This is a genomic window from Bacteroidota bacterium (genome assembly GCA_037133915.1).
Classification (GTDB): domain Bacteria; phylum Bacteroidota; class Bacteroidia; order Bacteroidales; family CAIWKO01; genus JBAXND01.
Window position 1 is genome coordinate 60,074 of record JBAXND010000001.1, and the last position, 26,219, is coordinate 86,292.

A 26,219-nucleotide genomic window follows, 5' to 3' on the forward strand; every position below is an offset into this window, starting at 1 on the left:
AAAAAAATGTTTTATGGGACAACTATCGTTCAGTCATATGAAAAAACTACTGGTACTGGTTTCAATAGCATTTCTGCTATGTAGTTGCAGAAATTCAGGCAGCGGAGAACTAATCGGCGTGCAGGATCGCGACGGATTCTATCAACCGATTCCTTACGGCATGCTTTTCATTCCGGCCGGAAGCTATCAGATGGGTCCTAGTGATCAGGATGTAACCTATGCACTGACCACTCAGCAAAAAACGGTAACCGTTCAGGCTTTCTACATGGACGAAACCGAAATAACCAACAACGAGTACCGTCAGTTTGTATATTATGTGCGCGACTCAATTGCACGCGAACTCCTCGGAACAGTTACACCGGAAGACTGGTGGATTGAAGAAGATGAGAACGGGGAACCGCTTGACCCCCATAAACTGAAATGGGATACGCGCCTTCGTTGGGACGATATGAGCCAGGAAGATCTTGAAGCGCTTGCTCCAATGATTATGCCCGAGCACGAACGCTATTTCAGAAGAAAAGAAATAGACAGCCGTAAACTTAATTTCCTTTTTGACTGGATTGATTTCCGCGCTGCAGCCCGTAAAGATTTTTCGCAAGAAGCTCAGGCAACACAGGATCAGGCCGACCATGATTTGGGAAGTTTGTCTAACCGCCCGCAAGGCGTGAAGGATCGTTCGGTTTTCCTGAAAAGAGAAATAATTAATGTATATCCCGATACCCTTTCTTGGGTGCATGATTTTACATATTCATTTAATGAGCCTCTTACATTATCTTATTTTACACATCCTGCTTATGATAATTATCCTGTAGTCGGTGTGAACTGGAAACAAGCACGCGCCTTCTGCGTTTGGAGAAGCGATATGCTGAATAATTATCTTGAAGGTAATGGAGACTTCAGAGTAAATGACTTCCGCCTGCCAACCGAATCGGAATGGGAGTGGGCAGCACGCGGTGGTCTTGACGAAAGCCCGTATCCTTGGGGCGGTCCGTACATCAGAAACAGTAATGGTTGCTTCCTCGGAAACTACAAACCATTACGCGGTAATTATATTGATGACGGTGGTATCACTACGGTAATTGTAGCTCACTATGCCCCCAATGACTTTGGACTTTATGATATGGGCGGAAACGTAGCAGAATGGTGCGGAGATGCTTATGATGAATCGGCATACAACTTTGCCCATGACCTGAATATGACCTATATGTATGAAGCCAAAAAAACCGATCCCGAAGCACTGAAACGTAAAGTTATCAGAGGCGGTTCATGGAAAGATATTGGATTCTATATGCAGACAAGTTCACGCTCATACGAATATCAGGATACTGCGAAATGCTATGTAGGCTTCAGGTGTGTTCAGACATACCTTGGTCGTCACATCGACGACGGTGCATCATCATCCAATGTTTACAAATAGCATTACTAGAAATACTAATGTAACAACTCAATTGAATATTAACTAAAACAAATATTTATTAAAATTAAAAAATCAAGTAATTATGGGACTGTACAATATTGTTAGAAGTAAGGGTTACAAACAATTCATGTCTAAGCTGTATGGATGGGGAGCAGCAGTTGTTATTATCGGGGCATTGTTTAAAATCAATCACTACCCCGGTGCCAACATGATTCTTATTATTGGTCTTGGAACAGAAGCGTGTATTTTCTTCTTTTCAGCTTTTGAACCAATGCACGTTGAGTATGACTGGTCACTCGTTTACCCCGAGTTAGCCGGTATGGAAGATTTGGACAAGCCGGAAAAAGGCTCAAAAAAATCATTGTCACTGACCCAGGAACTTGATAAAATGCTGGATGAAGCCAAAATTGGCCCTGCATTAATTCAAAGCCTTGGCGAGGGGATGAAAAACCTCAGCGAAAACGCTAATAGACTTGGCGGAGTTGCAGATGCTGCCGTTGCAACAGACGGTTACATCACCAACATGAATCAGGCTTCAACTTCAGTTAAAACCTTAGCAGGTGTTATTGACCGGGACATCAATAATACAGAAGAGTTTGCTAAATCCGTAAAGGGAGTTTCGGGCGCAGCATCGAACCTCACCGGCGCATACAATAAAGTTGCTGAAAGCATCAACAATGATATCTCGGCAACAGACGAATACATCAAGAGCGTAAAAAGTGCAACCGCATCAGCACAGGATATGGCCAAGAAATATGCACAGAGTGCAGAATCACTTGCCAAATCAGCCGAAGCAATCAACTTCTCAGGCGTTGACGGAAAAAGTTACGGTGAACAAATCCAGAGAATCTCGAAGAACCTTTCAGAACTCAATTCTATCTATGAATTGCAGCTCAAAGGAACCTCCGACCAGCTCAGCAAATCTAACAAGATGCAGGAGAGCATGGACAAATTCCTTGGTAACCTGAACGATTCCGTTGAGAGCACCGCCAAATACAAAGACCAGGTAGCCGTTTTGGCAAAGAACATTGCAGCCCTGAATCAGGTATATGGTAATATGCTGGCAGCAATGAACGTCAAAACAAATTAATAGTTCAATTACTAACAATTAAATTCTAATTGAAGTAACATTATGGGATCAAGTAATTGTCCGGAAACCCCCCGGCAAAGAATGATAGGGATGATGTACCTGGTGTTGACTGCTCTTCTGGCTCTGAATGTGTCTAAGGAAATTCTCGATTCGTTTCTTATTGTGAACGAGAGTCTTGTGATTACGAATGAGAATTTCACCAAGAAGATAGAAGGCAACTACGCCGCTTTTTCCAAAGCTCTGGCTTTAAGTAAAGCCAAAGTTCAACCATACTATGATAAAGCCATGCAGGCCAAGGCAATTTCAAAAGATATGGTTGATTTCATTAATAAATGTAAAGCCGATATTATTTCTCTCGAAGGAGGTATTCCTGTAGCTGAAGCCGATACTATCAATATACGTAATGTCAGCGCCAGAGATAAATATGATCAGGCAACTCACTATTTCATTGGCGAATCCCAAGACGGTAGCGCCGGACAGGCAGGAGCACTCAAAATAAAAATTCAGGAATTCAAAAAGAAAATGCTGGATTTGATTGATCCTAAATACCGCAATACCCTAAAACTGGGTTTGAATGTTGAAGGCCCTTTCTACGGTGCTGACGGCGAAAAACACACCTGGGAGATGCATAACTTCTACCATACTATTATGGCTGCCGATGTTGTTATTCTTAATAAACTCATCGCTGAAGTGAAAAATGCCGAATTTGATGTGGTTGCACAACTTTATACTGCTATCAATGTTGAAGACTTCAAATTTGACCAGATTGGCGCGAAAGTAGTGCCGAAATCTACTTACGTGCTCACAGGCGAAAGCTTTGAAGCAGATATTTTTGTGGCTGCATATGATACAAAACAAACACCGGAGATTATTGTTGGTTCAGCGGTTGATTCAAATACTTATGAAATCAGCGGCGAAAAAATCACTGTTGAAGGTGTCAATGGTGTTGGTAAACTGAAACTCGGTGCCGGCGGCATTGGTGTAAGAACCTATGGTGGCGTTATTAACGTAACAAACCCAAGCGGTGGTACAAAATCTTACCCTTTCAGCGGCGAGTATGTAGTAGCACAGCCTTCTGCAACCATTTCTCCGACCAAAATGAACGTGTTCTATATTGGTGTTCCGAACCCGGTTTCTATTTCTGTTCCCGGCGTTGCAAATGCTAATGTCAGAGTAACCATTACCGGTGGTGGTGGATCAATAGCCAAAGCTGCCGGCGACGGACAGTACACGGTTACTGTTACTACACCAACAACTGCAGCATCTATGTGTAAAGTTACGGTGTCGGCAGCTATGGGCGGCAGTACACGAAGTATGGGAAGCATGGACTTTCGCGTAAAACGCGTTCCTGATCCCGTTGCATACATTGCCGGAACCAAAGGCGGCCCAGTGAGCAAAGGCGCTCTGATGGCTTCACCACTGATTCCGAGAATGGAAAACTTCGATTTTGACTTGCAATTTACCATCATTTCTTTCTCTCTTACAATGAGCAAACAAGGTGACCTTGTAACAAAACAAACCACCGGCAACCAGCTCTCGGCTGAAATGAAATCAATGATTCAGAATGCAGGCAAAAATCAAAAAGTATATATTGAAGATATTAAGGCCAAAGGTCCTGACGGCTCTACCCGTAATTTAGGTACCATCAGTCTTAAGATCATCTAATAAAAACACTTAATCCTTTAATAAAGGAGGTTATATGAAAAAACTTTTGGCAGTGCTTTCGATAACAGGATGCTTTCTCCTGCTTCTGCAGAGCGCCCATGCGCAAAACAATAACACCCCGCGCGATGGTGTGTATGATAAAGTTCATATTGGTCAGCGGGAGCCCGTTCCTTATCCTTCACTCAGGGAAGCCGATGTGATGTGGTCGAAAAGAATTTGGCGCGTCATTGACATGAGACAAAAGATGAACCTCCCCATGTTTTACCCTATTGAGGAAATGGCCGGTCGTAAAAGTCTGATGCAGATTATTTATGGTGCAGTAAAAGAAGGCTCAATACATGCTTATGATGCAGGTAACGAGGAATTCCTGACACTACTTGCTCCCGATGTTCTGCTGAAATCTCTTGATAAGCAAGATACAATGAAACTTACAAGAGCTGAGCCGCCTTACGATGAATATGATTCTGTTATTTCGAACCCTTTCAGAGCTTCTGATGTATATCTTATCAGGGTGAAGGAAGACTGGTTCTTCGATAAACAACGTTCCGTAATGGATGTACGTATTTTGGGTCTGTGTCCGATTCTTGAGGATTATGACGTGGTTACCGGCGAATTCAGAGGCTATAAGCCATTGTTCTGGGTTTATTTTCCGGAATGCCGCCAGATATTTGCCAAAAACGACGTGTTCAATAAATGGAATGATGCAGAACGCAGATCGTATGACGACATTTTTATGAAACGAATGTTCGGCAGCTATATCTACAAAGAAAGCAACGTATATGACCGCAGGGTTATTCAATATGCCAAAGGCATGGATGGCTTGCTTGAAGCTGACCGCATAAAAGGGGAGCTGTTCCGCATGGAACATGACCTCTGGGAATACTAGAATTAAAAAAAAACCGGCATCTGCCGGTTTTTTTTTGCCCGTATTATACACAAGAGTTTTTCTCCATTTGCATTCATTTTAATTGAAGCTGTTAATATCGCGCTGTTAAAACTTTTATCATCATTGCTGCGTTAAACATAAAATATTATTCTATTTTCGCTGTATAGGATTTGGCTATGGCAGAACGTTGGAAAAAAATATCGTTTAAGGGTTGGCGGAAATTACTCATTTCCCTGTATTCGGTATTTTTTATTTGCCTGGTATTGCTCATGTTTCCCTTTGCAAGCAGCCAGAATCAAAGCCAAAAAGACAAGCTTCTCGATAAAAAGAAGCAAATTGAATCCGAAATAGAATACTATAAACAGCTGCTTTCCGACACCAAAAAATCAAAAGAGCTTTCGCTGAATCAGGTGAACCTGCTTAAAAATAAAATATCAAAACGCGAAGACCTGATTGATGAGATAAATTCAGAAGTTGGACTTATTGACCAACAGATAAGTGAGAATAATCAAGAGATTCAGAAGCATCAGGAAAATTTGCAGGTGCTTAAAGATGAATATGCCCGAATGATTTATAACGCTTATAAAAGCCGTCACGCCTACACACGACTGATGTTTATTTTCGCTTCAGATGATTTTGACCAGGCATACCAGCGCCTGCGCTATTTTCAGCAATACAATGATTATCGCCGCAGGCAGGTAGAACTCATTGCTGAAACTCAGGGTCAGATAATTCTGAAAAATCAGGATCTCAAGCAGGAGAAGGAAAACAAGAACCAGTTGCTGCAATCAAATGAGCAGGAAAAAGAAAAACTTGCCCTCGAAAAAGCTGAAAAAGACAATGCTTTGAAAGGCCTTAAAAAGAAGGAATCGGAAATTAAAAAAGCGCTCAATGAAAAGAAGGCGGAAGCGGCTAAACTTAAAGGAAAAATTGAATCACTGATTTCTGAGGAAATCAATAAATCGGCCAGGAAAACGAATAAAACGGTAACGGCTACTACTACCGCGCGGACAGTGCTTACACCGGAAGAAAAGGTGCTGTCTGATAATTTCATCAGTAATAAAGGGAAACTGCCCTGGCCTGTTGAATCAGGCGTTATCAGCAGTTCTTTTGGTGAACATCCGCATGCGGTACTTGATGGTATTATGGTGAAAAATAATGGTATCGACATTGCAACCAAAAAAGGAAGTTCGGCAAGAGCGGTATTCAACGGCATTGTTACAAGCATCATTGTTATTACAAATACGAATAAAGCAGTGCTTATCCGCCATGGCGATTACTTTACTGTCTACTCTAATCTTGAATCGGTAAGTGTGAGCAAAGGTCAGAATGTTAGTACGAAACAACGCATTGGAACGGTATATACCGGCGATTCTGACGGGAAAACAGAACTTCATTTTGAAGTTTGGGAAGGAAAGCTCTTGTGTAATCCTGCCATTTGGCTTGCAGGACGGTAGTCCGTTGCATTTATAGCAGTCTTTTCAGATTATTATCCGGATTGATTAAATCATTAAACGCATGTTATTATGAATACAACTCCTAAAGCATTGCTCGTTGGAGCTTCGGGGCTCATCGGAAAACAGTGTCTCAATCTGCTTTTATCGGATCCGTATTATTCGGAAGTAGAAATATGGGTGCGCAAAAGCCTTTCAGTTTCCCATCCTAAACTTAAGGAAACGATCATTGATTTTGATACAATGGAGGCACAGACAACTGAAGCAAGAAGCCTATTCTGCTGTTTGGGCACGACTATTAAAAGAGCCGGTTCCCAGCAGGCATTTGTTAAAGTAGATCATGATTACGTGATGAGTTTGGCCAAGGTTGCCAAAAAATCAGGCGCACACAATTTTCTTGTAATATCATCAATCGGGGCAAATTCGGCTTCAGGAAATTTTTACCTGCGAACCAAAGGAACAATGGAAGATGATTTAAAAACTGCCGGCATTCCGGCGGTGAGCATTCTCCGACCATCATTTCTAATGGGTCACCGCGACGAGAAACGCACCGGAGAGGCCATTGCAAAAGTTATAATGAGCATCTTCGGCTTTTTAATGGTCGGCGGATTGAGGAAATACAGGGGCATCCGCGATACCGTTGTTGCAAAAGCAATGATTCATCTCTCAAAACAAGAATTGACCGGGTTTAATATTGTTGAATCAGGCATTTTACAAGGATTGGGAAGAGAGACTTCTGAACAGGGCTGATTTATTTATTGGACAAAAAGAATTCTGCCGTAATTTTACGGTAAGTTTCAATCAAAGCATAATATGGCTATTCTGAATTCTGTTTTATCGTGGCTGATGAAGAAAAGGATGCATCAGATCGAGCTTTTTCTGATGTACCCCGTTGATGTGCAGCAGGAATGGCTGAGGCGATTGATGCTGTCGGCAAAAGAAACGGAATGGGGTTTAAAATATGATTACTTCTCGATTACGCGCCCTTCACAATTTAGGGAACGGGTGCCTGTAAGTACTTACGAAGAAATAAAACCCTACATTGACCGTGTGAGACGCGGTGAGCAGAATATTCTCTGGCCTCAGGATATTAAATGGTTTGCAAAAAGCTCGGGGACTACCGGCGATAAAAGTAAGTATATTCCGGTTAGCGAAGATTCTGTTGAAGAATGCCATTTTAAAGGCGGTAAAGACCTTCTTACCATTTATTGCACCCTGTACCCCGAAACACGTATTTTCGACGGTAAAGGGCTTATGCTGGGTGGTAGTCACAGTGCCGGAGAATATGGCAATGAAGTTTACTATGGCGACCTTTCAGCTATTTTGATGCAAAATATGCCATTCTGGGCACAGTACATCCGTACACCCGAACTGAGTGTTGCCCTGATGGATGAATGGGAAGAAAAAATAGACCTGATGGCAGAGCTTACCATCAAGGAAAATGTTACCAATATTTCGGGCGTTCCTTCATGGACACTCGTGCTGCTGCAACGAATCCTTCAGGTTACCGGCAAGAATAATATTCTGGAAGTATGGCCGGGACTTGAAGTGTATTTTCACGGAGGCGTTTCTCTGACACCCTACCGCGAACAGTTTCACAGGCTGCTGCCCGGCAGCCAGGTTGCTTATATTGAAACATACAATGCCTCGGAAGGGTTCTTCGGGTTGCAGGACAGGATTGGTGCCGATGATATGCTGCTGATGCTTGATTATGGCGTGTATTACGAGTTTATGCCACTTGACCAGCTTGGACTTGCGTTTCCGAAAACACTCGGGCTCGACGAAGTAAGCCTGCACACCAATTATGCCTTGATTATTTCAACCAACAGCGGTCTGTGGCGCTATCTTATCGGCGATACCATACAGTTCACTTCACTCGATCCGTTTCGTATCCGCATTACCGGAAGGACCAAAAATTTCATAAATGTATATGGTGAGGAACTGATGATTGATAATGCAGATATGGCGCTGGACACTGCCTGTAAAAAGACCGGCGCTTCTGTAAAAGAATATACCGCTGCCCCCGCAGCAAAAGCAGAAATTGGAGGCGCTGCGCATGAATGGGCTATTGAGTTTGTTGAAGTGCCACAAAATCTGGGATATTTTACAGAAGTATTCGACAACGCTCTGAAAGCCTTGAACTCCGACTATGAAGCAAAACGATACAAAAACATGGTGCTTCACGAGCCTTTGATAACGGTACTTCCCGAAGGCTCTTTTTATAACTGGATGAAACATAAAGGAAAGCTGGGTGGCCAAAATAAAGTACCACGCCTGTACAATGACCGCCGATATATTGACGACCTGCTGATGATTGTTATTAATAAAGTCGGATTATGAAAGGAACTTCCAGAAAAATATTCTTAAGCGTTATGCTGCTTGTCGCGATGCTTTCGGCAAGCGGGCAGAACGGATGGCAGTTTATAGATTCAATCCCTGCTAAAGGCGATTATATTATTTCTGATGAACTCGGTTTCGTATATCTGATAAACGGAAATCAGGTAAGCCGTTACGACATGTATGGAAATCTTACCGGAACCTACTGTAAGCTCATCGACGGTCCAATAACCTGCGCAGATGCCAGCGATCCGCTCAAAATACTTCTTTTTTATAATGACTATGGCCGGATAAAATTTTTAGATAAAACGATGTCGGCTCAGGGAAGCGATATCAGTCTGGCGCCTCTGGGTTTTCAGTCGGCAAGTCTTGCATGCCTGTCATACCAGAACGCTTTTTGGATATATGATCCCTCATCGGTGCAATTGGTGCGGTTTACCAATGCCTTGCAGCAAGACCAGATTACCGGAAATATCAACCAGATTACAGGTTTCGAAATTCATCCCAATGCCTTGTTTGAAGCGGGCAATACGGTGTATCTGAAAGATACTGCGCGGGGCATTCTGATGTTTGACCGCTATGGAGCCTATTTGCGCTGCCTGCCATTCCTGAAGGTGAAATGGTTTACGGTAAAGGATGATAATCTCATTTTTTTAACGGGCAATGAGTTGCATAGCTACAACATGAAATCAAAAGAGGAAGCAATATCCATGCTGCCAATAACCGATATTGCATCGGTGGCATACGAAAACGGAATGCTCTTCGCCCTGAAAAGGGGAAGTTTATACATTTATTCGGTAAAAAAGTAATTTATTTCAGCTCTACCAGCACCTCGTTTTTGGGAACGCGTTCGCCAACCTTCACATTCACTTTTGCAACAACACCATTGAAGGGGGCGAGAATCTCGTTAATCATTTTCATGGCTTCCAATCCCACAAGTTTATCGCCTTTTTTTACTTTCTGACCCGGTTTCACATATACACTCTGTATGGTACCGGGAATAAAAGCCAAAAGCAATTTAGGATTCGTAGGCTCATAGTGCTTGCGTTCCCTGAATTTTTTTGTCAGAAGGGTTTTATAGCGGGTATCCTGCACATACAGTATTTCCCAGGGGATATTTTCTTGTTGTTCTTCCATTCAATGTTTGATTAAAATGGCGGGATACCATGTTTTTTATACGGTCTGGTTTCGGTTTTCTGTGCCGAAATATCCATAGCATGAATGATATACTGCCTTGTTTTATTCGGTTCAATTACAGCATCAACATAACCGTATGCTGCTGCTACGTATGGGTTCGCGAATTTTTCGCGATACTCGTTCACTTTTTTCTTACGCATTTCTTCCGGATTCTCGGCATTGATAATCTCTGTACGGAAGATAATATTGGCAGCACCTTCAGGACCCATCACCGCAATTTCTGCTGTCGGCCATGCAAATACAAAGTCGGCACGAAGATGGTTTGAGCACATGGCGATATAGCCGCCACCGTAGGCTTTGCGAAGGATTACAGTAATTTTTGGAACGGTAGCTTCCGAATAGGCATACAATAATTTTGCACCGTGGCGGATAACACCTGCATGTTCCTGATCAACGCCCGGCAGATAACCCGGCAAGTCAACAAGGGTAACCAGTGGGATGTTAAAGGCATCGCAGAAGCGGATAAAACGGGCTGCTTTGTCAGATGAGTCAACATCGAGAACACCTGCCAGCACGAGCGGCTGATTGGCTACAAAACCAACCGACTGTCCGTTGATGCGGGCAAAACCGATTACAATGTTGGCAGCAAATTTTTCCTGAACTTCGAAAAATTCCGATTCATCGCAAATTGACTTTATGATATTGCGAACATCATAAGGAGCTTTGGCGTCGGTAGGAAAATGCTCTTCAATTTTAAAATATTTGGTTTTGGGTTGTTTGGGCTGAAACGATTCTGCTTTTTTAGCATTGTTCCAGGGAATAAAACTCACCAGCTTCTTTATCTGCTCAAAACATTCCAGTTCACTTTCGGCGAAGAAATGCGCGTTGCCTGTGGTTTCGGCATGCACGAGGGCGCCTCCGAGGTCTTCCATAGAAATGTCTTCGCCAAGCACCGTTTTAATAACTTCCGGACCGGTAATAAACATCTTCGAAATCTTATCCACCACAAATACGAAATCCGTAAGGGCAGGTGAATATACGGCCCCGCCTGCGCAAGGACCTAATATTACCGAAATCTGCGGAATAACTCCTGAAGCCTGTGTGTTGCGGTAAAAAATTTCACCGTAACCGGCAAGGGAGTTTACGCCTTCCTGAATACGTGCGCCGCCCGAATCGTTGATTCCAATCAGGGGAACTTTCAATTTCATGGCGTGATCCATAATCTTGGTAATCTTTTTGGCATGCATATAGCCCAGAGAACCGCCCGCAACAGTAAAGTCCTGCGCAAAAATACAGATGGGATAGCCACTGATAGTGCCCGTTCCGGTAACAACACCGTCGCCCGGAAGGTATTTTTTATCCATGTCGAAATCTTTGCCGGCATGTTCAACGAATAAGTCATATTCATGAAAAGAATTGGGATCGAGCAACGCAATGATGCGCTCTCTGGCAGTCATTTTACCAACTGCCTTTTGCTTTTCAACAGCTTTTTCGCCACCACCCTGCAGGGCGCCCTGCATTCTTTTTTTTAAATCAACAGTTTTCTGACGTAAAGACATTATTTAATAGATTAGTTTACATAGTGCACACTTAAAATCCCCTATTAACTACACTTTTGGCTTCAGGTGCTTTCTTACTTTTTGATTTACTGATACCTACAGAATTTTAAAGGAGGTATTGTCTGTAAAATGCTGTTTGTCAGTAAATTATCAATCACTTTTTTTAATAGGAATTCAAAGGTAGTATAATTTTTTGCGCTTGAGCGAATTTTAAGAATTATTAAGAAAATACCCAAAGCAGACAAAAATAGCAGGTATTAATACGTATAGGCGTCTTAATTACTGTATATCATTATTTTATAATACAATTATTAATCGGTTACCACAATTTGATGATTTATAAAGAATTTCACTGAGAAATTGTTTCATCTGACGACAATGAGCTAAATGCGGTATTGACAAAAAAGGTTTATTTTGCATGGTAATGAATTTCATGAGCTCTGTTACCGGAGTTTAATCAATAGTATTTCTGACAATGAAAACCGTCGCCCGTTTCGCGCCTTATATTTTTACAATCATTCTTTGTTTGTATTGCTGGAACGTTAACTGGGGCGGTAAGCGATGGAAGGGCTTTTTTCTTGCCGATTCCAACGGCTATTATTCCTACCTGCCGGCGGTGTTTATTTACCATGATTTAAGCTTTTCATTTATTGATAAGGTTCAGAAAACGGATTTTGCTGCACGCCCTGATTTCGATTTCCGTAAGGAAACAACGATTCCCAATTTTGATAAATGGTATTGCGGCACTGCGCTTGCCATTGTGCCATTCTTTTTATTAGGGCATATAATAACGCTGATTACCGGACTTGACGTCAACGGATATTCTTTTTGGTATGCCTGGGGGCTTAATATAGCCGCTATCTTTTATTGCCTGGCCGGGTTGCTAGCGCTGCGCAGAATTTTATCGCGCTATTTTCAAAATCCGAAGATGATTGCATTCGTGTTGGGGCTGATACTTTTTGCGACCAATCTTTTTTTCTACTCAACCAGCGAGCCGGCAATGTCGCATGTTTATTCATTCGCCTTTATCAACATCTTTGTTCTGCGGGCTATCAGGTATGGTGAAACGCAGCAGGCAAAAATTCTGCCCGTTCTTTTTATGTTGCTGGCAATGATAATTATTATCAGACCGGTGAATGGTTTGATTGTTTTATTGCTGCCTTTTCTGGCCGGTTCAAAAGAAAATATGGTCAGGATATTTGCCGGTCTTCGAAACCGTATACCGGTTTTGTTGCTCTCGCTGCTTGCTTTTGCCTGCATACTATCGTTGCAACTTGTTTATTATAAAATAGCCACCGGCTCATTTCTGGTTTATTCATACGGGAACGAATCGTTTCACTTTTTGAGTCCGCGTTTGGGGGCATTTCTGTTCAGTTATAAGAAAGGCTTATTCCTTTATTTACCGGTAATACTGCTGTCGCTTACAGGCTTCATTTTTCTTTATAGAAAAAGCAAATGGCAATTTTATTCGCTGCTGTTTTTTGCTGGAATTTTAATTTACGTATTGTCATGCTGGTGGAACTGGTGGTATGGAGGCAGTTTCGGAACACGCCCAATTGTTGAATACCTTTTTGTTTTTGCAATTTTGCTGGCATATACATTGAATAGTATTAAACGGCACATGAAAAGGGTGTTCATTTCACTTTGTTTATGCTGCTTTCTCATGTGCCAGGTGCAAACCTATCAGTACCGATACTATTTTATCCATTGGGATGAGATGAATAAAGAGCGGTACTGGAATGTTTTTATGAGGGTTGATCTGATTGTTAAAAAGGAAAATCCGAACGCTGATTTGCTGAACAAGTCTTCAGTGCCCGAATAATGCAATGCATGAAATGTTTTGTGGAATTTTACTTTTTGTTTCCCGAGAAAATACTCACATAAAAACCGCCAAATTCGTCGCGGTCAGTACAGTTGGAATAATGGCGCTTCAGACGGTTGTAGGGCGAATCTTCGGGTGTGCCTTTGTTGGTGCCTGTTTGAATATAAATGAGGGTAAGCGTATCTTGTGACGCAATTTTCATGATTTCGTCGGGAATGTCCTGCGCAAAAATATTATCATTTTGTAAGGATGTATTGAATGAATTCCAATTTTTAAAATACTCCCGATTATAGTAATAAACAATTCCTTTTTCAGTCCATGAGGGATAAATAACTACTTTCCGGCTGCTTACAGGATAACTCTTGATTAATTCTGCAATAACCCGAGTGTCGTTTCTGTTTGACCTGTTTATATTCACGCTTGCTGTCATAAGCAGCGTCAACAGGGCGGGCAACATCCATTGCAAAGCACCACGTCGGAATAAATAACTGATGGAAAGTGCAATTAAGAGATAAAATGAAGGGAAAACGAAGCTGAGATAACGATCCCAAAATGAAGGGAATCGGAAAGAGATTAAAAAAATGCCTACGTACAAAATAATAAAATGGACTGCTAGAATTCTTGCAGCCGCGGAGATTTTTTCATTCTTCCTTTTTACAAGGAAGGCAATAAAAGCAGCAACTATCAGAGTAATGAATGTGACGGCCACAACAGGAGCGTTGCTGTATTTCATGATATTGTCGTAAAGACCGGCGAATTCGGGCTGGTTGAGCCATGAACTGGAGACGTTGTAAAGGCTTAGACGACTAATAAAAATGTAAATATTCGGCACGTAAAAAAGAACGGTAAAAGCCGTAACAGCAATAAGCGGGCGAAGAACTTTTTTGCGAACCGGTCCGGGCATTATAAAGAACAGCAGTATCTGTGCGATAATAATCAATGCACCCAGATAATGTGAATACAGCGCCAACACATTTACTATGACCAGAGCTGCACGGGCGCTTATGCTTTGGTCTTCGGTCACCAGCCTGAGATAATAATACAATGAAAGTGCCGATAACATTGTAAACAGAGCATAAACCCGGGCTTCATGTGCAAAATATATGTTCAACGTGGAAAAGGTGAACAGTATGGCCGCCAGCAGGCCTGAAATCAGTGAAATGTACCTTTTACCGATAAGGAATATAATTCCGGCAGCCACAGAGCTGAAAATGATAGATGGCATGCGTACCGAAATCTCACTTATTCCGAATAATTTTATCCAGAAATGCAGAAAGATAAAATGCAAGGGCGGATTATTTTCCTGACCGAGCATTTTAAAAATTTCCGACAACGGCTGTTGCGAATAAAATACGGTAAATGGTTCGTCCAGAGCAAGCTGATTTGAGCCTGCAAAAAGGGCCTTTAATACAAAATTGAAGAGAATGACTCCAGCAAAAATCAGCCAGCCTTTTTGTTTATCGCTTGTACTATTATTGTTGGCAAGTGTCATTTATGTTGTTATCTCAAGAGGTAAAGTCCTTGCATTATTCCTTGATGAGCGTTCCCTTGCCGCTGATGTTAGGAACCACGATTTGCGGATTCCCGCGATAATAAATGCAGCCCGTCCAGGTTATATTCGCGTACAATTCATTCGTAACATTCAGATAGCAGTTTCCGGTGCCTTTGTTTGTGATGTATGTGTAAAATGAGCTGAAATTTTCGGCATGTATCATTCCATTTCCTACATACCAAATGTAACTTTGACCAACATTGCCTGTAACATTGATATCAGCCGGACCCGTATGGATATTCAGGTGGGATGCGTTACAGTTCAGATTGAGATTAATGGTGCCCGAACCGTCCCATGAGTTCACTGCAATGGTATCGCAGTAAAACGTATTTGTCATCGTGATGTCGCCACTGCCGCTGTATTCAATGTAATCAACCATTGGCACGGTAAGATAGACTGTTGGCTTGTATTTATAGCTTCTTACCCAGTTGCATTTATTGTCGTTTCGAATGTGGATTTCATTGCCGGCTATTTCTGTTTTAATCAGCGGTAGCAGATTTTCGCCTGCCTCCACGCTCAGTTGAACGGCATTCCCGGAAGTCAGTATCAGATTGATGTTATCATCAAGAATAATACGGTTCACCAAACCCGGTGTGCGGTTCTCGGTAATAATATCTCCGGTACTTTTAAAGCAGTCGCAGGAATTCTCTTTTTTGCAGGCAAGCGGCAGCACGAGAATGGTTGCAAAAAACAATAAATAATATTTGCGAAATGGAATCATCATTCGTTTTCCGGAAGTAAATTGTAATGAACAAATTTACATAAAAAGTAAAAGGCCGCCTTTGCAGAAGCAGCCTTTTACAACAACATGAACAGGGGTTATTTTACAAATTGCCTGATAATGCGGTTTCCGTCATCGCTTGTTAAAATAATCCGGTAAACGCCGCTAGTCAGTTTTTCGGCATTGACATTGATAAAATGATTTCCAACTGCCAGACTGAGATTTTTTTCTGAAAGTTTTCTGCCGGTTATATCCAAAACAGTTACATTCAGCTGTGCCGGTTTCTGCAATACAACCGCGATTCCTGAGTTGGCATTGGCGGGGTTCGGATACACATCGCTTACAGATGTTATCTGTGCATCTTGCTGTTCAATGCCTGCCACAATCTGATCGCTGTTAACCGAGAAATAAAGATTGTCTGCATCGGGATTTGTTGAGCTAAGAATCACAACTGCCGGCACGGTGTTCAATCCCGGAATTTCAGGGTAAACGGTATAAGTGCCGTAGGCAAGATTTGAAAAATTAAAATGTCCGTTATCATCACTTACGGTGCTTATCAATGCATCAAGTGAAGCATCATAAAGGAGTACTGTTACGCCGGGAACTGCATCGCCAATTCCTTTAGCACCGCCCAAAAACAGACCGCCTCCAATGTTTCCGTTACCGGGACTGGGTGTGTTGAATCCAATCAGATTAATATCCCAACCGGGAGCGGGATTGCCCGGAACAATGATAACAGTGGCATCGCCCCAGTTGAGAACATCGCCGTAATAAGTCGGGAAATACAGATTAAATACCGATGAATTGCTGTCGGGTGTAGCAAGAACGATGTAGGTTCCATTGGGGATGTTGAGGAAGCAATAGTGGCTTGATGAGTCAAGTACTACGGTTTGATACCATGTTACCGTTCCGTTTGTCGTATCAATGGTGTATAATGTTGCAAGACCATGGTCGAGCAGTGCACCGCCTGCACTCACCGTCCCGCAAAGGCTGTTGAATACATTCGGACCCGCGAAAATAGTCTGGCAATAGGTGTCGGTACATCCTGTTGAATCAAGTGTTGTAAGACATACAGTATAATATCCCTGTGCCAAATAAGTATGTGTTACGGCATTGTTGATACCGGTGATGGTGCCTGTGCTGTCTCCAAAATCCCATGTCCATGTTGCAGGATAATTACTGGATGAATAGCCCGTAAAACTCAGTATAAGACCGCTTGCCTGATAGCTGAAGTTTGATGTGCAGTTTCCGGTATTTGAGCCAACATAAACACTGTCGCAAACTACACTTGAACAACCTGAATCGGTAGCAATGGTAAGACATACAATATGCAGACCTGCTGTTGCAAAGGTGTGCTGAGGATTTTGAACAGAACTGCCTGTGCCATCGCCAAACGACCAGCTCCATGATGTGACAGTACCCACTGTGAACATAGAAACACCGCCAAAGAAATTCATGGTGAGGTTACTGAGACTGTCCGGTGAATACGAAATTATTGGCTGGCAGCCGGTACCCGGATTAGTCTGGCAAATAGCAAAATCGGCAACAGCCGTATTTACCGTTCCCTGATTATTAGAAATGGCAGTATCAAGCATTACATTACAACTTACTGTTGCAACGTGGAAGATTTTATTCGGACCAATCACACTTCCACCGACAATATTATAAGAGTAAAAGCCCAGATTATTTGTGACAACGGTCACGTTCACTATGGGCGTGTTCATACTGTCGCCGTAAATAATCACATTTTGGTTAGCTACAGGATTTGTTGTTCCTGCAATGGTCACCGTTCCTGAGATGTAGAGGTCGTCTGCGTTTTGTGCTTTGGCGCTCATGAAGCAAGCCGCAAGCATTACAAGGATTAGAATTTTTTTCATAAGGCTTAATATTAGGTTTGATTTTTATGTTAATTAATATCCGGATTTTATGACTGAATTATATTTTAATGAGCTTTCTTGTAATAAGGTTGCCCTCTGTTGTGATGGTAATATAATAAATACCCTGTGGCAATTTACGTAAATCTATTTGAAGACGGTACTGATCTGAAATAGTCTCAGCTGTTGAAAGAGCCGTTTGCCCTGCGAGGGTAATGATATCAATACGTGCATTCAGTGTTTTTTGTGTGGTGAGGTTTATATATGCATAATCCGAAGCCGGATTGGGAAAGATATTTCCTGCGCTGAAGCCTGATTCTTCACTAGCTTCATTAATGCCTGCTGCAACAGAATGCTCGTTCACAGTAAAAATCAGATTTGTGATATCGGGTGTATTCGGACTCAGAACAACAGTAACCGGATTTGCTGTTTTTCCTGCTATTTCGGGAAGTAAAATGTAGGTTCCGTAGGCAATTCCGCTGAATTCGAAATGACCCCATACATCCGTGTTGTTGTAAGAAAGCATGTTTCCTGAACCATCTTTAAGAATTATTTCTGCCATAGATATTGCGTCTCCTTTTGCCCCCGAAAATACGCTTCCTCCGATGTTTCCGGGTCCGGGCGAGGGTCCTGGAATGGAAAGCAAATGGATGTCCTCATTGAACAAATCTGAATTCAGGTTAATCACAGACGCACTTGTCCAGTTTAGAACATCGCCATAATAGGTTGGTGCATACAGTCCGAATGCTGAAGAACCTGCTGCAGGCTCACTTTTCACATAATAATTTGCCTCAAGCTGTTGCGGAAAATAGAAATAACCCAGTGTATCAAAAGTCATCCAACCGGCCTGATTCATGTAGTTTCCATTAATTATAGTTAGCTCTGCATTTCCCATATCAACAGGATAAAGTCCTGCAAACACCTGTCCGCCCATATTGTGGTAAACAGGCGCCGATACGTAAATAGTGATTTTATCTGTAGCCGTGCAACCTGTATTTGTTGTTACGGTAACTGTATAAGTGGTGGTTTGAAGCGGGCTGGCAGTGGGGCTTGCAGTGAGTGCATTGCTCAAACCTGCGGATGGCATCCAGTTAAAATACCAGGGAGGTGAAGCCACCGTAACCACTGCATTTAACTGCACTGAACTATTTTGAACGATTAATGTATCGTGTCCGGCTTCAACCTGCGGCAGCGGAAACACTGAAATCATGAGACTGTCTGTCGCAGTATTGCCAAGGGAATCGCTTACCGTGAGTGAATATGTAAGATATAAAGGCTGAGTTAGAACAGAATCATAAAAACAAACAAGGGGCGACGGAAGTGCCGGATCAAAAACCGGATTATTGAATCCGTTAGCAGGAGCCCAATGATAGGAGTAAGGCGGCATACCGCCAATTATTGATGGATTGAATTGTATACACGATGAATCGCAGACAACGGAATTCATCCCGGCATCCACCTGCAATGGCTGAACGCTGCAATCGAGCACAACTAAAGTTGCAGTATCACTGTAATGGGAAACGCCCATATCGCTCACTTTACAATAAATAGTGCTGCCCGACATGCTCGTATCGGTTTGGTTGAATGTATAAGTGCTTGTCGAATCATTTTGCAGAATAGAATTCAGGTACCAATGGTAAATGTAATTGCCGCTGCCTGAATCGGCCTGAACATGAAAGGAAGCGGAAAGCGGTGCGCATACCGAAACATTGAATGGTCCGGTTAGTAATACGCCCTGCGATATTCCTGATAATGGAAATATAAGTATCAGGGCAGAGAGAAGTATTATTTTATGCAAGGTAAATTTTTTCATTTTGGTGTTCGTTATTGTTATGACCTGCAAAATTGAATCGGCGTTGCATCAAGCATTCAAATAATTTATAATTTTATAATCACACCCGCTCTAATACCAATAGAATAAGGCTTTTCATTAGTATCAGACATGCCGTAAATATTTTTAATATAATAGCGAAACGACGGTTCTGCTGCGATGCCGAAACGATGATTGATATTATAGGCAACTCCGCAATTCAGCAACAGCGCAAGACCGTTTTTATTAGCTGCCGCTCCGGCTGACTTATCCTCAATAAGGCGTGAACCTGCAACGGCTGAAGATATGCTGCTGTTTTTCTCTGAAATCATGATTGAATACTGAAGACCTCCTTTAATAACAAAAGTAAAATTTTTAACATCATGCTTGTAACCCAGCAATAACGGAATATGGAGCAAGGAGTATTTATTTGCTGCATTTGCTTTTTGCGATTGCTGAATGCTGTCATAATAATTGACGGTTTCAGTTGAGAATAGAGGCTTTTGTGCAATTGAATCCCACGTATACGAGGTCACATCCTCAAAAGAACCACTCAAATGATTGACGTTATAGAGTAAGTTGTGGCTGACTGTTTGTTGAAAAAATCCCAGGCCAAATCCACCCTGAATTATAAAGTTTTTTATGTTGTACGTTCCGCAGATTTCGTATGCTAGCTTCCATTTATTTTCCGAACCGGAGGCATCCTTGAACATGTATTCAGGAACAACATTCAGTGCAAGTTCCCAGCCCGATGTGTTGCCATAATCGACAGGTTTGGCGGCGGCATTATTATTCCCCGGCGTTTCTTCTTTTTTTATTTCTGTTAAGGGTTTTTTATCAGTAGGTGTTTCTCCGGTGGGAGTTTCATTTATCTGATTTTGCCGGTCAGACTGCCGGTCATTTTGAATTTCAGTATTCGATTCTGTAACCGGGTTATTGCTATTTGCTGACGGTGTAATGGGTTCTTGTGTGATACTGTTTTCAATCACCGGCAGTATAATTTCTCCGGATGCATTCGGATTCTGAACGGGTATATTATTATTTGTTGCAGGCTCATTTGATTGCTGCTGTGCGCCCGAAACTCCATTTTGTGAAAGTGCCCCCTGCTGCGATTCATATACGGCAGGAGGCGGAGTTGCCTGTGAAGTGCTGTTGTCTGGAACTCTCGTGCGATGCTGCACTGAACTGTTTTTAGAGTCCCTGTTTTTTTGTGGGCTGGAAGTAAAGGATATCAGTTTATGTTCAGCCGGATTCACATTTTCAGAAAACTTACGGAATTTTTGATTTTTAGGAATATTGTTTAGCAGGGCAGATTCACCCGAAATATTTTTTGCTGATTGTGATAACAACAGCGTTGCCACTGCAGCAATAAAAATTGGAATAAAAGCAGAAAACGGCATCCAGAACCACTTGCGTAAACCAATACGGCGTGACGTTGACTGGGGCAGATGTTTTTTAATTTCTTCCCAACTCCCGGGTGGCGGTTCTTTGCTGAAGTCGGCAAAGCGCTCCTTGAAAATATTGTCTGAATTATGCTGTGTGCTCATAGCATGAAATGTTATATCGTTTTCTTAATTTTTCCTGCAGCGATTTTTTAGCGCGCAATAATTGTGAGCGCGAGGTTGTTTCGCTAATCCCCAGCATTCCTGCGATTTGCTTATGATCAAATCCTTCAATCTCATAAAGATTAAAAACCATGCGGTAACCATCGGGAAGCTCATTAATCAAGGTTAACAGTTCTTCGGTATGAAGTTTTGAAAGTGCTTCATTTTCTACAAAATCAACATCGCCGGCTTCGATGTGGTCGTTATCATAATGCAGGTTACTACGGTAATGATTAATGGCTGTATTTACAAAAATGCGCTGTACCCACCCTTCAAAAGAACCATCTCCACGAAAATTATTCAGCTTTGAAAAAACTTTTATAAAACCTTCTTGCAGGATATCACTGGCCTCCGCTTTATTCCTGACATAGCGCAGGCAGATGCCGTACATCTTTGGCCCGAACTTGCGAAACAGCAGCTCCTGTGCTAAAGGGTCATTTTTCAGACAGCGGTCAAGTATTTCTTTTTCAGTAGGCATTGTTCAGGAAAACATCAATACAACGTTGACAGTAAATTTGCACTTTGCGTTGCATCACATTTCATAATAATCATAATGTTCAATCAAATAACTGAATATCAACACGATAAAATTACAACATTTATTTCACAAACCAATGAAGACTTATTCCTTTATAAATAAATATCTTTGTGTAGTAAATAGCCTGGAAGTGTTTCAAATAGAATTCGGCTCTAATACGAGAATTAATAATTAGCGCTATGCAAGAATGGTGGGACGTGATCAGCACGTTTGAAAAAATTTTATGGTATATTTCAATTCCCTTTTCGGTAATATTGGTGATTCAGCTCATCCTTACATTTACCGGTCTTGGTGGTGGTAAGCAGGATGACGCAATTGATGAATCGGCCTTACAGGAAAAAGGATTACGGAATATTACGGTGCATGATGCGTCGTATTTAAAATCGTGGATGGCTCCGGCATTTCATGTATTTACAATGCGGAATATCATTGCTTTTATGACACTGTTCGGATGGACCGGGCTCATTGGAATTCATGCCGGCCTTAGTCGGATAGCCACGTTGGGCATTGCATTTGGTGCCGGTCTTGTAGCAATGATGATCCTTACGTTTGCTTATTTCCTCTACAAGAAAAAGCGTTCGGTGAAGTAAGCATAAAATATTAGAATTAAAAGGAAAGAGTAGATTTTCACACAGACACTCTTTTTCATAAAACAACAATTAGGAAAGCGGATGAAAATTTTCAAACTTTTACTGGGAGTGGTATTTCTTGCCATTTACATTCAGGTTCACGCGCAGGGAACAGCCATCAATAGTACCGGCAATCCGCCGGATCCTTCAGCCGGCCTTGATGTTAATTTTGATAATCGTGGAATGCTGGTGCCTCGCATGACCGATATACAGCGGAACGCCATTGTAAGCCCGGCAGAAGGCTTACTGATTTTCAACACAACCTCAAAATGTTTCAATGTTTACAAAAACAGTCTGTGGTTCGAGCTTTGTGGGAACTGCATTCCTCCCAATGCTCCGCTTGCCGGTAATAACGGACCTGTTTGCTCAGGCGATACACTGAAGCTTACAGCTACTTCTATTCCCGGAGCGGTTTATAATTGGACAGGCCCGTCCGATTTTTCATCAACTCAGCAAAATCCAAAGATTCCGAATGCCTCAATTGCCAATGACGGCGCCTATTATGTAACCGCAACCATGAATGGCTGCACAAGTGCACCGGCCAATACAAACGCTCAGGTGACGCAATCACCATCGGCAAATTTTACCTACAATCCTTCAAATATTGGTTTGAATGTTAATGTTACTTTTACGCCGGCAACATCGGGAGCAACCTATTCATGGACGTTTCAGGGTGGCAATCCGACAAGCAGTACTGTTCAGAACCCGGTTGTGCAATGGGCTTCAGCGGGAACATTTGCGGTTGGTCTTACGGTAACTTCCGGCGGTTGCAGTGCAACGCATTCTCAAAATGTTACAACTGCTTCCAGTATTACAATAAACACATACAACTGGAATAGCCACGAATATCTTATTGACTGCGATCATTACGGCTGTGGCACGGCAGTTCAACAGGCAACATGTTTCTGCGCTTCAAACGGTTATTCATCTATGGTTTCATTCACCACCGGCTATATATATGTTTCCGATTGCTTCGGATATTCTTCACCTTGTTCACTGAATCCGACATGGTGTAGCGGCGGTACGCAGCGTTACGTAATCACAACGGTCACCTGTCAGTAGTGTTTCACAATTCATATTTTTTATCCTGCTAAAGTGGTGTGATTAATATCATACTTGACCGGGGCACGTGTATTTTATTCTAATTTTGAATGCAAATTACGCGATGAACAGGAGAAAAATGAAAGACACGAATGTGCGAAGCCTTGTTAAAGGTATTAGCTGGCGCGCCGTTGGCACGGTGGATACGTTTTTACTGGCATTGCTCTTTTTCGGTGACCTGCGCCTGGCGGCTCCGATTGCGGCTACGGAGGTTTTCTCAAAAATACTGTTATTCTATTTCCATGAACGGCTCTGGAATGTTATTTCATGGGGCAGGCTGGATGGTAAGCCATCGCATTTGAGGAGTATTGTCAAAGGCGTAAGCTGGCGTTTTATGGGTTCCGTGGATACAATAATTATTAGTTGGATATATTCTGGAAATCCATTGGGCGCGTTTAAAATAGGAGCAAGCGAGGTAATAACAAAAATTGCATTGTTTTATTTGCATGAAAGAGTATGGGCGTTGGTGCGCTGGGGGCGAGTATATGTTGAATTACCTGCAGATATAAGCGCCGGATGATACTCATTCATCCATTCAAAAAACAAAAGGGGCTGCACAATGCAGCACCCTTCTGTCAAACCAAAAAAACACATATAAAGGGGACTCTTTATTTTTTAGTGGAGGCAGGCTTTTTGGTTCCCTGATCTTTATTTTCAGCACCCGTTTTGTTAACTGGTTTTGAGCCCATATTTGTTCTTGGCTCTTCTTTTTTTACGAAAGCACCTTTGTCGTTGAACACAAGCGTTATTTTTGCTGCCTCTTTTGCTGCAAGAACTTCGTAAGTCACAACCTTATTGGTCTCCATCTTGAAGGCTTCTGTAATCTTGTAACCGGGATAATTCTTAAGAACATAATCTGTAATTTCTTTTTTCAAGTCGGCCGTTTTGATGGTCGTTTTGGTTTGTGCGTTTACTGAAACAGCGATAATGCCAATTACCAGGAACAACATTAACTTTTTCATTTCTTTTAGATTTATTTAGTGTATTAATGAATTATTGAAAAGCAAAATTAATTCCCGATTTTGACGAAATTCTGTAGATTGAAGAAATTTTGCAATTAAAGTATTTCAGATAAGGAACCGGTCACACTAAAAGTCAATGTAAGTGTGTGAGTTCCTTCACCTGTGGTGTACGCAACAGCTATTTTATGCGTATCGGCAATTTTTTTAACAATAGAAAGACCCAGCCCAATCGAATCAGGGTGTTGCGAACCTTTACGGAAGCGACCAAACAGTTCTGATGGCTCAATATCCGAATGAAGGCCGGTATTGGTGATGGAAAATACCCGCCCCCGTGTTGAAATGTGAATACTCCCTCCGGGTATATTGTGTTTTATTGCATTGCTCAACAGGTTGGTCAGCATGATTTCGGCAAGCGCCGGATTCATCTTGGCGCAAATTTCATTCTGCAGGTCGCGGCTCACCGTAATTTTCTTTTCGGTAATCAGTTCTTCCAGATTCTCAAGCTGGTTATTTAGAATATCAGTGATGTTTACGTTTTCAATGTCGCTGAACTGTTGGTTGTCAATACGTGTAATGAGCACTAACGCCCGACTCATACGTGAAAGCTTATTTGCTGAATCACTGATAGACTGTATAAGGCGTATTTCATCTTCGGTGAGGTTTTCATGCTGTATAAGCAATTCAAGTTTTGACCTGATTACCGCAAGCGGCGTCTGCATTTCGTGCGATGCATTCTCCGTGAATTCTTTCAGACTGATAAAATCCTTGCTAATCTTTGCCGACATCCTGTTAAGTACGTTGTTCAGCATAGTGAATTCCGTTGTTGGCGTCTTTGGCAGATTCAGCCCTTCGCCCCGCGTTATCATATAGGTTTTTACGTTTTCGAGCGTCTTGTAAAATGGTCGCAGCATTCTTCGCGAGATTTGAACGTTCACCAGCAGGAGTATCATTAACAGCGAAATGAAAAGGAAAAGCATAAGGAGAAAAATATCGCCCGTAAGCTCACTTTTGTTTATCAGTGATTTGGAGATTCCAATGTGATATTCCCGTGTATAAAGATGAAGGTATGAATCGAGCCGTCTGAAAGGAATGCTGTCTTTTTCAATGCTATCATAAATCAACAGATCACTGTAGGTGTCAGCTCTTCTGAGACTTGCCGGAACTTCTACAACCTCTATCTGGTTTTCAAAACTTGTATAAAATCCCGGAATTGTATCCGCGAACATCAGCTTCTGAATGATGCGGTTCTTTTCAAGATCCAGACTCTGATCCACCTCTTGAATAATCTGAGTGCGTAAATTGAAATAGAATATGAATCCACCTGCAGTGAACGTTAGCAATGAGAAAATTACTGAATATAGGACTGTCTTTGAAAGTAGTTTCAAGGCGCTATGAATTTATAACCCATTCCGTAAACTGTGTTTATATAATCGATATTGCTTTTTTCCATGATTTTTTTTCGCAGATTTTTAATATGCGTATAAACAAAATCAAAAGAATCAGCCATGTCCATTTCATCTCCCCATAAATGTTCCGCAATCGATTCCTTGGTGAGTATCATGTTTTTATTGGAGATGAAAAAGTGCAGCAGCTCATATTCTTTACGCGTAAGAGTAATCACTTGCCCACAAACCTTGACTTCTGCGGAATCAGGAATAATTGTGATTTCTCCAACCACCAGTTCTTTTTTACCCTGAAAATTTTTACGACGGATAATACTTCGAATACGTGCGCTGAGTTCCGGAAGATAAAATGGCTTGGTCAGGTAATCGTCTGCACCGATATCAAGACCGGATATCCTGTCCTCAACCGCATTCTTTGCAGAGATAATGATGATGCCGGTCTCACTTCCGATTTTTTTTAGTTCGCGGATGATATTCAGCCCGCTGCCTCCGGGTAAGGTAATATCCACAACAACACAGTCATATTTATACATGTGCACTTTCTCGTGCGCACTGTCAAAATCATCGGCAAGTTCACACAAAAAACCTTCTTTCTGCAGATATTCCACTGCCGACAAGCCAAGCTCTTTTTCGTCTTCAATAATCAGTATTTTCATAA

General features: G+C 42.0%; 23 protein-coding genes. 12 read left to right on the forward strand and 11 right to left on the reverse strand.

Annotation, left to right across the window (positions count from 1 at the left end; translation table 11 throughout):
* Nucleotides 1-13 precede the first annotated feature (13 nt).
* From WCM76_00200 to WCM76_00235, 8 genes are all read left to right on the forward strand, one after another.
* Nucleotides 14-1,417, forward strand: a complete 1,404-nt coding sequence (locus tag WCM76_00200; GenBank protein MEI6764024.1) for an SUMF1/EgtB/PvdO family nonheme iron enzyme — start codon at nucleotides 14-16, stop codon at nucleotides 1,415-1,417.
* Nucleotides 1,418-1,544: 127 nt separating this feature from the next.
* Nucleotides 1,545-2,507 (forward strand): gliding motility protein GldL, encoded by a 963-nt coding sequence (gene gldL / locus WCM76_00205; GenBank protein MEI6764025.1) that lies wholly within the window; start codon nucleotides 1,545-1,547, stop codon nucleotides 2,505-2,507.
* Nucleotides 2,508-2,549: 42 nt separating this feature from the next.
* The gene (gldM, locus tag WCM76_00210; GenBank protein MEI6764026.1) at nucleotides 2,550-4,172 is read left to right on the forward strand and encodes a gliding motility protein GldM; all 1,623 of its coding nucleotides are present in this window, start codon (nucleotides 2,550-2,552) and stop codon (nucleotides 4,170-4,172) included.
* Between the two features lie 34 nt (nucleotides 4,173-4,206).
* Complete coding sequence (gene gldN / locus WCM76_00215; GenBank protein MEI6764027.1) at nucleotides 4,207-5,058, forward strand: gliding motility protein GldN; 852 nt, start codon at nucleotides 4,207-4,209, stop codon at nucleotides 5,056-5,058.
* Between the two features lie 176 nt (nucleotides 5,059-5,234).
* Nucleotides 5,235-6,515 carry a peptidoglycan DD-metalloendopeptidase family protein gene (locus tag WCM76_00220; GenBank protein ID MEI6764028.1) on the forward strand — a complete coding sequence of 427 codons (1,281 nt, stop codon included), beginning with the start codon at nucleotides 5,235-5,237 and terminating at the stop codon, nucleotides 6,513-6,515.
* Nucleotides 6,516-6,584: 69 nt separating this feature from the next.
* Nucleotides 6,585-7,262, forward strand: coding sequence for an NAD(P)H-binding protein (locus tag WCM76_00225; protein ID MEI6764029.1), 678 nt, complete (start codon nucleotides 6,585-6,587; stop codon nucleotides 7,260-7,262).
* Nucleotides 7,263-7,325: 63 nt separating this feature from the next.
* Nucleotides 7,326-8,852, forward strand: a complete 1,527-nt coding sequence (locus tag WCM76_00230; GenBank protein MEI6764030.1) for a GH3 auxin-responsive promoter family protein — start codon at nucleotides 7,326-7,328, stop codon at nucleotides 8,850-8,852.
* Complete coding sequence (locus tag WCM76_00235) at nucleotides 8,849-9,658, forward strand: hypothetical protein (GenBank protein MEI6764031.1); 810 nt, start codon at nucleotides 8,849-8,851, stop codon at nucleotides 9,656-9,658. The genes WCM76_00230 and WCM76_00235 overlap by 4 nt, the downstream gene beginning before the upstream one ends.
* 1 nt (nucleotide 9,659) lies before the next feature.
* Here the strand turns inward: WCM76_00235 and WCM76_00240 are convergent, their stop codons facing one another.
* Together WCM76_00240 and WCM76_00245 are read right to left on the reverse strand one after the other, a co-directional pair.
* Entirely contained in the window at nucleotides 9,660-9,986 is a 327-nt protein-coding gene (locus tag WCM76_00240; GenBank protein ID MEI6764032.1) for a biotin/lipoyl-containing protein, read from the reverse strand.
* A gap of 11 nt (nucleotides 9,987-9,997) precedes the next feature.
* Nucleotides 9,998-11,545 (reverse strand): acyl-CoA carboxylase subunit beta, encoded by a 1,548-nt coding sequence (locus WCM76_00245; GenBank protein ID MEI6764033.1) that lies wholly within the window; start codon nucleotides 11,543-11,545, stop codon nucleotides 9,998-10,000.
* A gap of 475 nt (nucleotides 11,546-12,020) precedes the next feature.
* Between WCM76_00245 and WCM76_00250 the strand changes: the two genes are divergently transcribed.
* A complete protein-coding gene (locus WCM76_00250) occupies nucleotides 12,021-13,367 on the forward strand; it encodes a hypothetical protein (GenBank protein MEI6764034.1) in 1,347 nt (448 codons plus the stop codon).
* Nucleotides 13,368-13,395: 28 nt separating this feature from the next.
* Here the strand turns inward: WCM76_00250 and WCM76_00255 are convergent, their stop codons facing one another.
* The 6 genes from WCM76_00255 to WCM76_00280 form a co-directional block, all read right to left on the reverse strand.
* Nucleotides 13,396-14,859 carry a glycosyltransferase family 39 protein gene (locus WCM76_00255; protein MEI6764035.1) on the reverse strand — a complete coding sequence of 488 codons (1,464 nt, stop codon included), beginning with the start codon at nucleotides 14,857-14,859 and terminating at the stop codon, nucleotides 13,396-13,398.
* A gap of 34 nt (nucleotides 14,860-14,893) precedes the next feature.
* Nucleotides 14,894-15,643 carry a head GIN domain-containing protein gene (locus WCM76_00260; protein MEI6764036.1) on the reverse strand — a complete coding sequence of 250 codons (750 nt, stop codon included), beginning with the start codon at nucleotides 15,641-15,643 and terminating at the stop codon, nucleotides 14,894-14,896.
* Between the two features lie 95 nt (nucleotides 15,644-15,738).
* Complete coding sequence (locus tag WCM76_00265) at nucleotides 15,739-17,517, reverse strand: PKD domain-containing protein (protein MEI6764037.1); 1,779 nt, start codon at nucleotides 17,515-17,517, stop codon at nucleotides 15,739-15,741.
* A 58-nt stretch (nucleotides 17,518-17,575) separates the two neighbouring features.
* Nucleotides 17,576-19,327 carry a T9SS type A sorting domain-containing protein gene (locus WCM76_00270; protein ID MEI6764038.1) on the reverse strand — a complete coding sequence of 584 codons (1,752 nt, stop codon included), beginning with the start codon at nucleotides 19,325-19,327 and terminating at the stop codon, nucleotides 17,576-17,578.
* A 65-nt stretch (nucleotides 19,328-19,392) separates the two neighbouring features.
* Nucleotides 19,393-20,871 carry a hypothetical protein gene (locus WCM76_00275; protein MEI6764039.1) on the reverse strand — a complete coding sequence of 493 codons (1,479 nt, stop codon included), beginning with the start codon at nucleotides 20,869-20,871 and terminating at the stop codon, nucleotides 19,393-19,395.
* Nucleotides 20,855-21,406, reverse strand: coding sequence for a sigma-70 family RNA polymerase sigma factor (locus tag WCM76_00280; protein ID MEI6764040.1), 552 nt, complete (start codon nucleotides 21,404-21,406; stop codon nucleotides 20,855-20,857). The genes WCM76_00275 and WCM76_00280 overlap by 17 nt, the downstream gene beginning before the upstream one ends.
* Nucleotides 21,407-21,645: 239 nt before the next feature.
* Here WCM76_00280 and WCM76_00285 point away from each other — a divergent pair, with 239 nt between their 5' ends.
* The 3 genes from WCM76_00285 (at nucleotide 21,646) to WCM76_00295 (ending at nucleotide 23,716) form a co-directional block, all read left to right on the forward strand.
* Nucleotides 21,646-22,056 (forward strand): hypothetical protein, encoded by a 411-nt coding sequence (locus tag WCM76_00285; GenBank protein MEI6764041.1) that lies wholly within the window; start codon nucleotides 21,646-21,648, stop codon nucleotides 22,054-22,056.
* Nucleotides 22,057-22,137: 81 nt separating this feature from the next.
* A complete protein-coding gene (locus WCM76_00290; GenBank protein ID MEI6764042.1) occupies nucleotides 22,138-23,157 on the forward strand; it encodes a PKD domain-containing protein in 1,020 nt (339 codons plus the stop codon).
* A 103-nt stretch (nucleotides 23,158-23,260) separates the two neighbouring features.
* Nucleotides 23,261-23,716 (forward strand): DUF2061 domain-containing protein, encoded by a 456-nt coding sequence (locus tag WCM76_00295; protein ID MEI6764043.1) that lies wholly within the window; start codon nucleotides 23,261-23,263, stop codon nucleotides 23,714-23,716.
* A gap of 88 nt (nucleotides 23,717-23,804) precedes the next feature.
* Here the strand turns inward: WCM76_00295 and WCM76_00300 are convergent, their stop codons facing one another.
* From WCM76_00300 to WCM76_00310, 3 genes are all read right to left on the reverse strand, one after another.
* The gene (locus WCM76_00300) at nucleotides 23,805-24,158 is read right to left on the reverse strand and encodes a hypothetical protein (GenBank protein MEI6764044.1); all 354 of its coding nucleotides are present in this window, start codon (nucleotides 24,156-24,158) and stop codon (nucleotides 23,805-23,807) included.
* A 95-nt stretch (nucleotides 24,159-24,253) separates the two neighbouring features.
* Complete coding sequence (locus WCM76_00305) at nucleotides 24,254-25,543, reverse strand: HAMP domain-containing sensor histidine kinase (protein ID MEI6764045.1); 1,290 nt, start codon at nucleotides 25,541-25,543, stop codon at nucleotides 24,254-24,256.
* Complete coding sequence (locus tag WCM76_00310) at nucleotides 25,540-26,217, reverse strand: response regulator transcription factor (protein MEI6764046.1); 678 nt, start codon at nucleotides 26,215-26,217, stop codon at nucleotides 25,540-25,542. Before WCM76_00310 ends, WCM76_00305 begins: the two co-directional genes overlap by 4 nt.
* Nucleotides 26,218-26,219 lie beyond the last annotated feature (2 nt).